Origin of the sequence: Arthrobacter sp. BPSS-3, from assembly GCF_044628475.1 — a bacterium.
GTDB lineage: Bacteria > Actinomycetota > Actinomycetes > Actinomycetales > Micrococcaceae > Arthrobacter.
Genome location: NZ_JBIMMV010000009.1, coordinates 1 through 12,430, shown reverse-complemented (window position 1 = coordinate 12,430; position 12,430 = coordinate 1). Strand labels below are relative to the sequence as shown.

The following is a 12,430-nucleotide window of genomic DNA, read 5'->3' as shown; positions in this document are numbered from 1 at the left end:
GCAAGCCCGTCGGTATCCGGTTTAAGGATGACTTCAGTACTCGCCCTTGATCACGAAGTACGAGCCGCGGATGGTGCCGGCCAGCTTGGACTTCTGCCGGGCGAACTTGAACTTGTCTGCCAGTTCCTCCGGGACCTCCATGCCGTCTGAGAGCTTGAAGCCGACGGCCCGCTTGCCGCCGTCCTCGATGCTGTACATGACGTTGATGGACAGGCCGGATTCGTAGAACACGTAGTCCATGCGGAGGCCGTCCACCTCGAAGCTGGTGGCCTCCAGCGGGCGGGATCCGATGACCAGGTCCCGCTCCTCCTTGAGGATCCGGGCCACTCGGTCCACGGTGGCCTGGGCCTCCTCGGCGGGGCTGACCGTGAAGGCGTGGCCGTACTTGGTGTTGTAGTAGCGGGCCTCGTTGGCGCGCAGCCCGGCCAGTGCCTCCGCAACCGGGGAGGACTCGAGCCCTGCGGTGGACACGTCCTTGAAGTCGACGACGTACGGCATGGGGTTCCTCCCGGGTTTGTCCTGTAGTGGGACTAGGGTAGCGCCGCTTGGTGCCCGGGCGGCAACCCGGTCCGGCTCACCGGCCGAAGTGCCGCTGAAGCAACTAAAGGCGTTCGCAGCTGCGCCGAAGCGCGGCCAGCTCCCGGCGGGCGCACCGGGATATCGGCGTAGCAGTGGCCCGGCCGAGGGGTCGCAGGTACCGCGAAACCATCCTCACGGCAACCCAGGCGCCGCACGGCGTCACAAGCCGTCACCGGGGCTCTTCCGTCCTCCGCAGGTGTTGCTATCGTCGCAGGTACGAAGCCGGCTATTTGGCTAAGATAGCTGCCCCCGGCGCCTGGACGAAGGACCACCATGAAGCGCACACGAATTTCCCTCATCGGTCTGATCGCAGCTGCGGGGCTGGCGTTGGCCGGCTGCGGGTCTGCCTCCACGACCCCCGCAGGTTCGGCGCCGGCGGGCGGCGCTGACACCTCGTTGAGTGACGTCAAGAATGCCGGCGTGCTCAAGGTCGGCACGGAGGGCACGTACAAGCCCTTTACCTTCCATGCCAACGGCAACGGTGAGCTCACCGGCTACGACGTCGAAATCATCACCGCCGTCGCCGGCAAGCTTGGCGTCAAGCCGGCGTTCCAGGAGACGCAGTTCGACGCGATCTTCGCCGGCCTCGAAGCCAAGCGGTTCGACGTCGTCGCGAACCAGGTCTCGATCACGGACGAGCGCAAGGCAAAGTACGAATTCTCGACCCCGTACACGGTGAGCACCGGCGTCATCGTCACCAAGTCCGACAATTCCAGCATCACCTCCTTCGACGGGCTCAAGGGCAAAACCACGGCCCAGTCGCTGACCAGCAACTGGTACAAGCTGGCCCAGCAGAGCGGCGCCAACGTGCAGTCGGTGGAGGGTTGGGCGCAGGCGATCACCCTGCTGAAGCAGGGCCGCGTCGACGCGACCATCAACGACAAGCTGACCTACCTGGACCAGCAGAAGACGGCCAAGGACGACGGCATCAAGATCGCGGCCGAGACCACCGATAAGTCCCTGAGCGCGTTCGCCTTCCGCAAGGGCTCCAGCAGCCTCACCGACGCCGTCAACAAGGCCCTGTCCGAGCTCCAGGCCGACGGGACCCTGACGAAGATCTCACAGAAGTACTTCGACGCCGACGTCACCAAGTAACGGCATGGGTACCCTCGGCGTAGATCGGGTCCGGCCATGACTGTGAACTGGGAGCTGGTCTGGAGTTCGCTCGGACCGATCCTCATGGGCGCCGTCACCGGAACAATCCCGGTGGCGCTGGCCTCGTTCGGCCTGGGCCTGGTGCTGGCCCTGCTGGTCGCCTTGATGAGGCTCAGCCGCAACGTGGTCCTCTCATCGATCGCCCGTGTCTACATTTCGGTGATCCGCGGGACCCCGCTGCTGGTCCAGCTCTTCGTCATTTTCTACGGGCTGCCGTCCGTCGGCATCACCATCAGTCCCTGGCCCAGCGCAATCATCGCCTTCTCCCTCAACGTTGGCGGCTACGCGGCGGAGGTCATCCGGGCTGCCATCCTGTCCGTGCCGAAGGGACAGTGGGAGGCCGGTCACACGATCGGCATGTCCCGCCGGCAGGCCCTGGTGCGGATCATCCTGCCGCAGGCGGCAAGGGTCTCGGTCCCGCCCCTGTCCAACACCTTCATTAGCCTGATCAAAGACACCTCCCTGGCGTCGTTGATCCTGGTGACGGAGCTGTTCCGGCAGGCGCAGCAGGTGGCGGCCTTCAGCCAGGAGTTCATGCTGCTGTACCTGGAAGCCGCCGTGATCTACTGGGTCATCTGCCTTGTCCTCGCCGGCGGTCAGTCGGCCCTCGAGAAGAGATTGGACCGCTATGTCGCCCACTGAATCCGCACTCCCGGACGACGGCGCCCTCCTGGCGGTCCGCGGACTCCGCAAAGCCTTCGGCCAGCAGGAGGTGCTGAAATCCATTGACCTCACCGTGCGCCGCGGTGAAGTCGTCACGCTGATCGGGCCCTCCGGGTCGGGGAAGACCACCGTGCTGCGCTCCCTCAACGGCCTGGAAATCCCCGACGCCGGGGTCGTGGAGTTCGCTGGCGGTTTGAGCGTGGATTTCTCCGCCCCTGTTTCCAAGAAACAGCTGGCGGCGGTGCGGGATCGAAGCGCGATGGTGTTTCAGCATTACAACCTCTTCCCGCACAAGACCACCCTTGAAAACGTGATCGAGGGCCCGGTCCAGGTTCAGAAGAAGCCCAAGGCCCAAGCGGTTCAGGAGGCGCGGGAACTCCTTGCCCGCGTCGGGCTCGCGGACAAGGAAAACAGCTACCCCTTTGAGCTGTCGGGCGGCCAGCAGCAGCGGGTCGGAATCGTCCGCGCCCTGGCCCTCCGCCCGCAGCTGCTGTTGTTTGACGAGCCGACGTCGGCCCTGGACCCGGAACTGGTCGGTGACGTCCTGACCGTCATTAAGGAACTGGCGGACGAGGGATGGACCATGGTGGTGGTCACCCACGAACTCGCCTTCGCCCGGGAAGTTGCCGACGAGGTGATCTTCATGGAGGGTGGCGTCGTCGTGGAACGGGGACACCCCGACACGGTGCTGCGGGATCCCCGCGAGGAACGCACCCGGCAGTTCGTTAACCGGCTCCTGAACCCGTTTTAGGCCCGGCCGGAGACCGGGTGACGGCGAGGATCATGCCGATGCCGGCGAGGGAGGACACCATCGCGGAACCGCCGTAGGAGATGAACGGCAGCGGCACGCCGATCACCGGGAGCAGGCCGCTGACCATGGCGATGTTGATGACGGCCTGGCCGATGATCCAGGTGACGACACTGCAGGAGAGCGCCCGGGCGAAGGTCCCCTCGGTCCGGGCGATGGTCTTGAAGATGGCGACGGCGAGCACGGCGAAAAGTGCCAGCACCAGCAGGGTGCCGGCGAATCCGAGTTCCTCACCCAGGATGGTGAAGATGAAGTCGTTGTGCGCCTCCGGGATCCAATTCCACTTTTGCCGGCTCTGGCCCAGCCCGGTGCCGAACCAGCTCCCGGAGGCCAGGGCGTACTGGCCGTTCAGCGCCTGATACCCGAGGCCCTGGGAATCGTCGGCGGAGCCGCCGCCCAGCCAGGAGGAGATCCGCCCCATGCGGTTGCCGCTGGTGGCGGCGAGGATCAGCGCCGCGAAGGCGGAGATAGACCCCGTCACCGAGATCACCTTCATGGGCACCCCGCCGTAGAACAGCGTGGCAGCCAGGATGAGCATGACGATCATGGTGGTGCCGAGGTCGTGGCCCAGCGCGACGAGTCCCATAATGATGCCTCCCACGGGCAGCAGGGGGACGACGGCGTGTTTCCACTGGCCGAGGAGCTTCTGCTTCCGGGTCAGGATGTCCGCGGCCCAGACGATGAGGGCGAGCTTGGCGAATTCGGACGGCTGCGCGGTGAACCCGCCCACGCTGAGCCAGTTGCGGTTGCCGTTGACCGTCATGCCCAGCGGGGTGAAGACCAGGACAAGGGAAACGACGGCGGTGATCAGCATGGGCCAGGCCAGCCTCCGGATGTGCTGCTCCCTGAGCCCGGCCAGGAAGAGCATGAGCACGATCCCGGCCACGGTCCACATGCCCTGTTTCAGCGGCAGGTCGTAGGGGTTCGCGCCGGCGGCGACGGATTCCACGGAGGAGGCGGAGGCCACCTCCACCAAACCGATGGCGGCAAGCGTCAGCACCACGGCCAGGATGATGGGCCGTTGCCGATCCGAGGGGTCATCCCCGATCCAGGTACGGATCCGGCCGGGTTCCCGCCGCGCGCGGGCCGGCCGCGGGCGGGGTGTCCTGATGAGGGTGCCCATCGCTGTTCTCCTTGATTCATGCCGGCCGTGCGGGGTGTCTGCTGCGTCCGGCGCGTGAGCTCACGTAAGCCGGGCAGGAACGGCAGACTATCCGGCGGCCGCCGTCCGCGATGGCGTACACGCCGTGAAACGGCTAACTCCCGGGCAATTCACTGCCGTGCACGGCGGCTAACAGCAGGGGGGACCGCGACCATCCGCCTGGCCCAACGGCGCCCTCTACACCAGCGGCCAGGGGTACCGCATGCCGGTGCGGTCCACCGGCAGGGACCCGGCCAGCATCATCCGCTGGACGCGCCGCTGCAGGGCGGTGACCTCGTCGTCGTCCAGTAGCTCCGCCAGCTCCGCGGGGACCGCCTCGGCCAGCGGGGCGATGTCCGCCAGCAACTCCTCCGGGATCGGTTCGCCGGCGAAGTCCCAGATCACCGTGCGGAGCTTGAACACTGCCGAGAAGCAGAGCCCGTGGTCGATGCCCCAGATGCGGCCGTCGTCGCCTCGGAGCACGTGGCCGCTCTTGCGGTCCGTGTTGTTGGCGACGAAGTCGAACAGAGCCATCCGGGCCAGTGCGGGATGCGTCTCCGGGGCATCCTCGAACAGGGTGAAGTAATGGTGCTGGAAGTCGCACTCGATGAACCATTGCAGCGAGCCGACGCCCAGGGGCGCGTCCTCCCGGATCACGGTGTGCGGGATGAACCCCCAGCCCAGCCACTCGCTCAGCAGGTAGGCGGCACGCTCCCGCTTGTAGAGCCCGGGGTCGAAGTCGGAGAGCGGCCGCTCGCCGGACTCCGGCTTGTACACCGCGAAGCCCACGTCCTCGCCGAGGGACACCTGCACCAGGAAGGTCTGGTTGCTGCTGCGCGGGATGACCCCCACCAGCTCGATGCTGCCCTCGGTCAGCAGGGTCAGTTCGCGGCCGGCCACGGTTCCACCCGTCCGGAAGCGGCGGTCATTCCGGCCTCAGCCCGCTCAGCGGCTCCGCCGTCGAATTCACCATCAGCACCGCTGGGTCCTGGCCGTCCGTGTAGGAGATCGCGGACACCGACCCCGGGCTGATGTAGATGCGCTGGAACAGGTCCAGCGGGGTACCCAGGGCGTGGGCGACGGCGGCCTTGATGGGGTCCGCGTGCGAGAAGCAGACCACCACCCCGCCGGCGTGGGCGTCCCGGGCCCGCTCCATCGCCCCGACAATCCGGGCCTGCATCTCCGGGAAGCTCTCGCCGTCCGGGAACCGGAACTGGGACGGGCTGTGCTGCACGGTCTGCCACTCCGGCAGGGCCGCCAGGTCCGAGATCGCCGAGCCGGTCCAGCCGCCGAAGTCGCACTCCAGCAGCCCCTCCTCGTTGGTGACCGCCAGGCCGGTGCGCGCCGCCGTCGGGGCCGCCGTTTCCTGCGCCCGTTCCATCGGCGAGGAGTAGAGGGCGTCCACCCGCAGCCCGGCGAGCCGTTCCGCGACGCGTTCGGCCTGCTCCCGGCCGCGGTCCGAGAGGTGCAGCCCCGGCGCCCGGCCGGGAAGGACGCTGCCGGTGGTGGGGGTCTGCCCGTGCCGCACCAGCAGCAGGAGCGTCGCCGGGCGCGCCGGTGCCGGGGGAACGGGGGCGTTGTCTGCTGTTGCGGTAGCCATCGCTACCAACCCTAACTTCCCGGCTCGAGGAAGCGCCGAGGTTTCTCAGGAAATCCCTCGATTACGCCCCGGGTGCAGGTCTACGGTGGAGGAGTGAGTGAACGCCCCGAGATCTACACCGTTGGTGAACTGCGCGCCTCCGGCCACGTCCAGAAGGACCTGCGCCGCGAGATCCGAGACAACCTGCTGGCAGCGCTCGCCGCCGGCCGCGATCCCTGGCCCGGCATGTTCGGGTTCAGTCGCACCGTCCTGCCGCAGCTCGAACGCGCCCTGCTGGCGGGGCATGACGTCGTCCTCCTCGGCGAACGCGGCCAGGGCAAGACCCGCCTGCTGCGCACCCTGGCGGGGCTGCTGGACGAGTGGTCGCCCGTGATCGAGGATTCCGAACTCAACGAACACCCCTACGAGCCCATTACCGAGCACTCCCGCGCCCTGGCGCTCACCGAGGGGGACCGGCTGCGGGTGGCGTGGCGGCACCGGTCGGAGCGGTACGTGGAGAAGCTCGCGACGCCGGACACCTCCGTGGCGGACCTGATCGGCGACGTCGACCCGATGCGGGTGGCCGAGGGACGCCGCCTGGGTGACCCGGAAACCATCCACTACGGCCTGATCCCGCGCTCGAACCGCGGCATCATCGCCATCAACGAACTCCCCGACCTGGCCGAGCGGATCCAGGTGTCCATGCTCAACGTGATGGAGGAACGGGACATCCAGATCCGCGGCTACGTGCTCCGGCTGCCGCTGGACGTGCTGGTGGTGGCCTCCGCCAACCCGGAGGACTACACCAACCGCGGCCGCATCATCACCCCGCTGCGGGACCGCTTCGGCGCCGAAATCCGCACCCACTACCCGATCGAACTCGAGGATGAGGTGGCCGTGATCGAACAGGAGGGCCACCTGGTGGCGGCCGTCCCGCCTGTGATCCTGGAGATCCTGGCCCGCTACACCCGGGCGCTGCGGGAGTCCCCGGCGGTCAATCAGACCTCCGGCGTCTCGGCCCGGTTCGCGATCGCCGGCGCCGAGACCGTGGCTGCCGCGGCGCTGCGCCGGGCCAGCGTGCGCGGCGAAGACAACGCCGTCGCCCGGATCATCGACCTGGAGGCGGCCGTGGACGTGCTGGCCGGGAAGATCGAGTTTGAGTCCGGCGAGGAGGGCCGGGAACAGGACATCTTGGACCACCTGCTGCGGATGGCCACGGCGGAGACGGTCCGGGCACATCTGCACGGCATCGACCTCGGCCCGCTGGTCTCCGCCCTGGACGGGTCCTCCACTGTCACCACCGGGCAGTTGGTCACCGCGCGCGAATTCCTCGAGGGCCTGCCCTCGCTCAACGGCTCGCGGCTGTACGACGAGGTGGGTGAGCGGCTGGGCGCGGAGAACGACGGCCAGCGCGCCGCCGCCGTCGAACTGGCCTTGGAGGGCCTCTACCTCGCCCGCCGGATCTCCAAGGACTCCGACGACGAGGAAACCATTTACGGGTAGCTCCGTCCTGACACGGGAGACCAGATGAGTGCTCACAACCGGTCCCGGTACGGCCGCTACAGCGGCGGGCCGGATCCGCTGGCGCCCCCGGTGGACCTGACCGAGGCCCTGGACGCAGTCGCCGAGGACGTCATGGCCGGGTACTCACCCCGGCGTGCCCTGCAGGAGTACCTGCGCCGTGGCGGCAGGAACCGGGACGGCCTGGACGACCTCGCCGGCCGGATCCAGCAGCGGCGCAAGGACCTGCTGGGCCGGCACAAGCTGGACGGGACGCTGGAGGAGGTCCGCAGGCTGCTGGAGACCGCGGTGCTGGAGGAGCGCAAGCAGCTGGCCCGTGACGTCCGGATGGACGACACGGACCGGGCATTCCGCGACATGCAGATGCAGAACCTGCCCAAATCCACGGCCGCCGCCGTCAACGAGCTCTCCTCCTACGACTGGCAGTCCAGCACCGCGCGGGAGGCCTACGAGCAGATCAAGGACCTGCTGGGACGGGAGGTGCTGGAGCAACGCTTCGCCGGGATGAAGCAGGCGCTCGAGGGCGCCACGGACGAGGACCGGGCCGCCGTCGCCGCCATGTTGGGCGACCTGAACGAACTCCTGGACAAGCACCGCCGCGGCGAGGACACGGACCAGGACTTCCAGGACTTCATGGCCAAGCACGGTGACTTCTTCCCGGAGAACCCGCAATCCGTCGAGGAACTGATCGACGCGCTCGCCCAGCGTGCCGCCGCCGCGCAGCGGATGATGCGCTCCATGACCGCCGAGCAGCGCGCCGAACTGATGCAGCTCTCCGCCCAGGCCTTCGGTTCCCCGGAGTTAATGGCACAGCTGGGCCAACTCGACGCGAACCTGCAGGCGCTGCGTCCCGGCGAGGACTGGTCCGGGTCCGAGCGCTTCGAGGGCGAGGAGGGACTGGGTCTGGGCGACGGCACCGGGGTGCTGCAGGACCTTGCCGAGCTGGATGAACTGGCCGACCAGCTCTCCCAGTCCTATAGCGGTTCCAGCCTGGACGACGTGGACCTGGACGCCCTGGCCCGGCAGCTGGGGCAGGACGCCGCGGTGTCCGCCCGGACGCTGGCGGAGATCGAGAAGGCCATGCACGACGGCGGCTTCCTGCGCCGTGGCGCCGACGGTGATCTCAGCCTCTCGCCGCAGGCGATGCGCCGGCTTGGCCGCTCGCTGCTGCGGGATACCGCCAAGCAGCTCTCCGGCCGGCAGGGCCGCCGGGAAACCAGGGCAGCCGGTGCCGCGGGGGAGCAGACCGGGTCCAGCCGGCCCTGGCAGTTCGGCGACGCCGAGCCGTGGGACGTCACCCGGACCATCACCAACGCGATCCGCCGCACGATCGGCGACGGCGACGACCCGGGCCGCGGGCTGCGCCTGGCCGTTGACGACATTGAGGTCATCGAGACCGAGGCCCGCACCCAGGCCGCCGTCGCCCTTCTGGTGGATGTCTCCTTCTCGATGGCCGCCGAGGGCCGCTGGGTGCCGATGAAGCGCACCGCCTTGGCCCTGCACCACCTGGTTTCCACCCGGTTCCGCGGCGACCGGCTGCAGCTGATCAGCTTCGGCCGGTACGCCCAAACCATGGACATCGGCGAGCTGACGGCCCTGCCGGCGGTGCGCGAACAGGGCACCAACCTGCACCACGGGCTGCTGCTGGCCGGCCGGTTCTTCCGCAAGCACCCCTCCATGCAGCCGGTGCTGCTGGTGGTCACCGACGGCGAGCCCACCGCCCACCTGGAAGCCGACGGCGACTCCTGGTTCAACTGGCCGCCGGACGCCGAAACCATCCGGCTGACCGTGGCGGAGCTGGACCGGCTGGGCCGCGCCGGGGTGCAAGCGACGTTCTTCCGGCTGGGCGACGACCCCGGGCTGGAACGGTTCGTGGCCCGGATGGCCCGCCGGGTGGAGGGCCGCGTGGTGGCGCCGGACACCGGTGACCTGGGCGCCGCCGTCGTCGGCGAATACCTCCGAGCACACTTCCGCGGCCGCCCCTTCAACGAGGAAGACTGGGCCACGTAGGGCCCTCACTAAGCGGTGAAAGACATGACTTCCGACGATGTTGCAGGCGACCCGACGCCGCGGCGGGCAACGCCGGACGACGCCGCCGCCGTTGCCCGGCTGCTCCACGACTTCAACACCGAGTTCTCGACGCCGACGCCCGGTACCCAGGAGCTCGAATCGCGATTGACGCAACTGCTGACGGGTGACGATGTAATGATCCTGCTGACCGGCGAGCCAGCAAGTGGGGTTGCTGTGCTGAGTTTTCGGCCTAACGTCTGGTACCGGGGGCCGGTCGCGATCCTCGACGAGCTTTACGTCCGCCCTGAGCTCCGTGGCCACCGCCTGGGCAGCGCACTCCTGGACGCGGCCCTGGATCTGGTGCGGGGCCGGGGCGGCGAACTCCTTGAGATCAACGTGGACGGCGAGGACACCGATGCGCGCCGTTTCTACGAGGCCCACGGGTTCACCAACACGGAAGCGGGCCGGGCAGACCCAATGCTTTACTACTATCGCGAGCTTTGAAGCGGAAGAAGGGTCCCCTGAATGGCGGTCATGCCAAGCGCCACGCTGGAAGTGGATGCAGCCGTCGTCCGTTCGCTGCTCCGCGCCCAGCGTCCAGACCTCGCCGACCTCTCCTTGGTCCGGAAAGCCCATGGCTGGGATAACGTGACGTTCCGCCTCGGGGACGATCTGGCCGTCCGATTGCCCCGCCGGGCCGAAGCCGTGCCGCTGATCCTGCATGAGCAGCTGTACCTGCCCGGAATCGCCAAGCGAGCGCCGGTTCCGGTGCCTTTCCCGGTCCACATTGGCCGGCCAACGGATGACTTTCCATGGCCGTGGAGCGTCGTGCGCTGGATTCCCGGTGCCCCGGCGGCCGATGCCGGGGCAGCTGATCGCGGACCGGCCGCCGCTGGCCTTGCCGCGTTCCTGCGGTCCCTCCATATTCCGGCCGGCGCCGGAGTCCCGGTGAACCCCGTCCGCGGTGTGCCGCTGATGCACCGCGATACGGCGGTTCGCGAGCGGCTCCGGGACAGGGAACGCTATCCCCGGGCCGCGGAACTGGAGGCAGTCTGGGCAGCGGCCTGCGAGGCCAGCGCATGGGACGGTCCCGCGATGATGCTGCACGGCGACCTTCACCCGGCCAACATCCTCCTTAATGCTTCCGGCTCGCTGACCGGCGTGATCGATTTTGGCGATGTCGGCGCCGGGGATCCGGCCGTGGATCTTGCCGCCGGGTGGTTGATGTTCGACGCCGGCGCCCGTCGGCGCTTCCGTGAGGCCCTTGGCCCGTCCGCTGACGAGGAAATGTGGACGCGGGCGCGTGGCTGGGCCCTCGTGTTATCCACTGCCATGGTCAGCACGTCAGACGACAATCCGCGCATGTTCTCCGTGGGGGCCTTCGGGATCGGACAGGTCCTGGACGGCTGATTCTGTAGGGCCAAGCTCGGAGCCAGAATTGCGTTGCCGGCTGACGCCGGACAAATATCCGCCCCCTTCCTGTCGAATCGGGGCAGAGTGGTTCGTAGCAAGGGTGAGAGGTCCACGCCGGGTGGGTCCCAACCACAGGAGATGATGCGACATGCAGTATTTGCTTTCCGTGATCCATGACCAGCGTGGACTCGCCCCCTCGGACGAGATGGCGGCCATCGACGAATTCAACGACCGGCTGCAGGCTGACGGCCACTGGGTCTTCGCCGGTGGCCTCGGCTTTCCCGACACCGCCACCGTCATTGACAACCGTGGCGCCGCTCCCGTGGTGACCGACGGTCCGTTCGTCGAAACCAAGGAGTTCCTCGCGGGTTTCTGGATTATCGAGGCCCCAGACCTCGACGCGGCGCTCAAGCTCGCCGCCGAGGGATCCAAGGCCTGCAACCGCAAAGTCGAGGTGCGGCCGTTCCTGTGAGTGGGACCGAGCTTGTGGATGCGCGACCTGCTGGCTTCCTGAGCCGGAGATTCCGTTGGGCCGCGATACTTGACTCTGACACTGTGGAAGGCAGGAGAACTGAGTCATGTTATCCATTGGAGCGTTCGCGCAGCTCGGCCAGGTCACCCACCGCATGCTGCGGCACTGGGACACCTCCGGGCTGCTCGTTCCCGCGCATGTGGATGAGTTAAGCGGTTACCGCTCCTATGATCCCGCCCAGCTGGAACGGCTGCACCGGATCGTCGCGCTCCGCCAGCTCGGGTTCAGCCTGGCGGACGTTGCCGCCATGCTGGAGACCGGGGTTGATGCGGAGCGGATGGCCCGGCTGCTGCAGATCCGGCGCGCCGAAGTGGCGGAGGAACAGCGGCTGGCCACGGCACGGCTCATCGACGTCGAGCGGAGGCTCCACCTGATTGAGAAGGAATAGCACATGACCCAGATCGAAATCATCGAAAAGTCCCTCCCCGCCGTCCGTCTCGCGGCACGGACCGCCGCAGTCGCCGAACAACCGAGGTGGCCGGCGTCGTCGGGCCGCTGTTCGACGGCGTGGCCGGGGTGTTCAGCGCCGCCGGCGGTTCCCTCGAGACTCCGATCGCCCAGTACGAGGCGGGCGAGGACGGCATGCGCATCACCGCCGGGTACGCCGCCACGGGGACCATTCCCGACGGCGTCGAGGCGGTGGAGCTTCCCCGTGTCCCCACGGCGGTCTGCGGTGTCCACCTGGGCGCGATGGACCGCATCGGTGAAAGCTGGCAGGCCGTCCACGCCGAGATCATCGCCCGCGGCTACACCCCGTCCGGACCGTGCCGCGAGGTGTACCTGAGGGCCGAGTCGGAGGACCAGCCGGACTGGGTGACCGAGCTGCAGCAGCCCGTCACACGCTAAGCCGGGCTCGGCCGCGGGGGCGGCGACTGAACAACGACGGCGGCCCGCATCCCGGGGGGCGGCTTCTAGCGGTCGTTGCAACACCCGTTATTGGGAGTTGCAACGACCGTGTCGCGTTTAAGTGGTGAATCGAAGTGCCATCGGAGGTACTCGGATCAGGAGAAAGCAGCATTTTTTGTTGCA

14 protein-coding genes are annotated in these 12,430 nt (G+C 68.0%); 10 read left to right on the top strand and 4 right to left on the bottom strand.

Annotation, left to right across the window (positions count from 1 at the left end; all coding sequences use genetic code 11):
* Positions 1-33: 33 nt before the first annotated feature.
* Complete coding sequence (locus ACFVY3_RS13985) at positions 34-498, bottom strand: phage tail protein (RefSeq protein WP_400160163.1); 465 nt, start codon at positions 496-498, stop codon at positions 34-36.
* Between the two features lie 354 nt (positions 499-852).
* Here ACFVY3_RS13985 and ACFVY3_RS13980 point away from each other — a divergent pair, with 354 nt between their 5' ends.
* The 3 genes from ACFVY3_RS13980 to ACFVY3_RS13970 are packed head-to-tail and all read left to right on the top strand — an operon-like array spanning position 853 to position 3,148.
* Positions 853-1,674 carry an amino acid ABC transporter substrate-binding protein gene (locus tag ACFVY3_RS13980; RefSeq protein ID WP_400160162.1) on the top strand — a complete coding sequence of 274 codons (822 nt, stop codon included), beginning with the start codon at positions 853-855 and terminating at the stop codon, positions 1,672-1,674.
* A gap of 36 nt (positions 1,675-1,710) precedes the next feature.
* A complete protein-coding gene (locus tag ACFVY3_RS13975) occupies positions 1,711-2,376 on the top strand; it encodes an amino acid ABC transporter permease (protein WP_377971608.1) in 666 nt (221 codons plus the stop codon).
* Positions 2,363-3,148 (top strand): amino acid ABC transporter ATP-binding protein, encoded by a 786-nt coding sequence (locus ACFVY3_RS13970; RefSeq protein WP_290256292.1) that lies wholly within the window; start codon positions 2,363-2,365, stop codon positions 3,146-3,148. Before ACFVY3_RS13975 ends, ACFVY3_RS13970 begins: the two co-directional genes overlap by 14 nt.
* Here ACFVY3_RS13970 and ftsW read toward each other — a convergent pair.
* The 3 genes from ftsW to ACFVY3_RS13955 all read right to left on the bottom strand — a co-directional run bounded on the left by ftsW (position 3,123) and on the right by ACFVY3_RS13955 (position 5,946).
* A complete protein-coding gene (gene ftsW / locus ACFVY3_RS13965; protein WP_400160161.1) occupies positions 3,123-4,328 on the bottom strand; it encodes a putative lipid II flippase FtsW in 1,206 nt (401 codons plus the stop codon). The genes ACFVY3_RS13970 and ftsW overlap by 26 nt on opposite strands.
* A 216-nt stretch (positions 4,329-4,544) precedes the next feature.
* On the bottom strand, positions 4,545-5,246 hold the full coding sequence (locus ACFVY3_RS13960; RefSeq protein WP_400160160.1) for an SCO1664 family protein: 702 nt from the start codon (positions 5,244-5,246) through the stop codon (positions 4,545-4,547).
* Between the two features lie 25 nt (positions 5,247-5,271).
* The gene (locus ACFVY3_RS13955; RefSeq protein ID WP_400160159.1) at positions 5,272-5,946 is read right to left on the bottom strand and encodes an MSMEG_4193 family putative phosphomutase; all 675 of its coding nucleotides are present in this window, start codon (positions 5,944-5,946) and stop codon (positions 5,272-5,274) included.
* Positions 5,947-6,039: 93 nt separating this feature from the next.
* Here ACFVY3_RS13955 and ACFVY3_RS13950 point away from each other — a divergent pair, with 93 nt between their 5' ends.
* The 7 genes from ACFVY3_RS13950 (at position 6,040) to ACFVY3_RS13920 (ending at position 12,247) form a co-directional block, all read left to right on the top strand.
* Positions 6,040-7,428: a sigma 54-interacting transcriptional regulator gene (locus tag ACFVY3_RS13950; protein WP_377971615.1), complete on the top strand. Its 1,389-nt coding sequence runs from the start codon at positions 6,040-6,042 to the stop codon at positions 7,426-7,428.
* A gap of 24 nt (positions 7,429-7,452) precedes the next feature.
* On the top strand, positions 7,453-9,456 hold the full coding sequence (locus ACFVY3_RS13945) for a VWA domain-containing protein (RefSeq protein ID WP_400160158.1): 2,004 nt from the start codon (positions 7,453-7,455) through the stop codon (positions 9,454-9,456).
* Positions 9,457-9,480: 24 nt separating this feature from the next.
* Positions 9,481-9,960, top strand: coding sequence for a GNAT family N-acetyltransferase (locus tag ACFVY3_RS13940; RefSeq protein ID WP_400160157.1), 480 nt, complete (start codon positions 9,481-9,483; stop codon positions 9,958-9,960).
* Positions 9,961-9,981: 21 nt separating this feature from the next.
* Positions 9,982-10,866, top strand: a complete 885-nt coding sequence (locus ACFVY3_RS13935; RefSeq protein WP_400160156.1) for an aminoglycoside phosphotransferase family protein — start codon at positions 9,982-9,984, stop codon at positions 10,864-10,866.
* Between the two features lie 151 nt (positions 10,867-11,017).
* Entirely contained in the window at positions 11,018-11,341 is a 324-nt protein-coding gene (locus ACFVY3_RS13930; protein ID WP_400160155.1) for a YciI family protein, read from the top strand.
* Between the two features lie 106 nt (positions 11,342-11,447).
* Complete coding sequence (locus ACFVY3_RS13925) at positions 11,448-11,789, top strand: helix-turn-helix domain-containing protein (protein WP_400160154.1); 342 nt, start codon at positions 11,448-11,450, stop codon at positions 11,787-11,789.
* A gap of 86 nt (positions 11,790-11,875) precedes the next feature.
* Complete coding sequence (locus ACFVY3_RS13920; protein WP_400160153.1) at positions 11,876-12,247, top strand: GyrI-like domain-containing protein; 372 nt, start codon at positions 11,876-11,878, stop codon at positions 12,245-12,247.
* Positions 12,248-12,430: the final 183 nt, after the last annotated feature.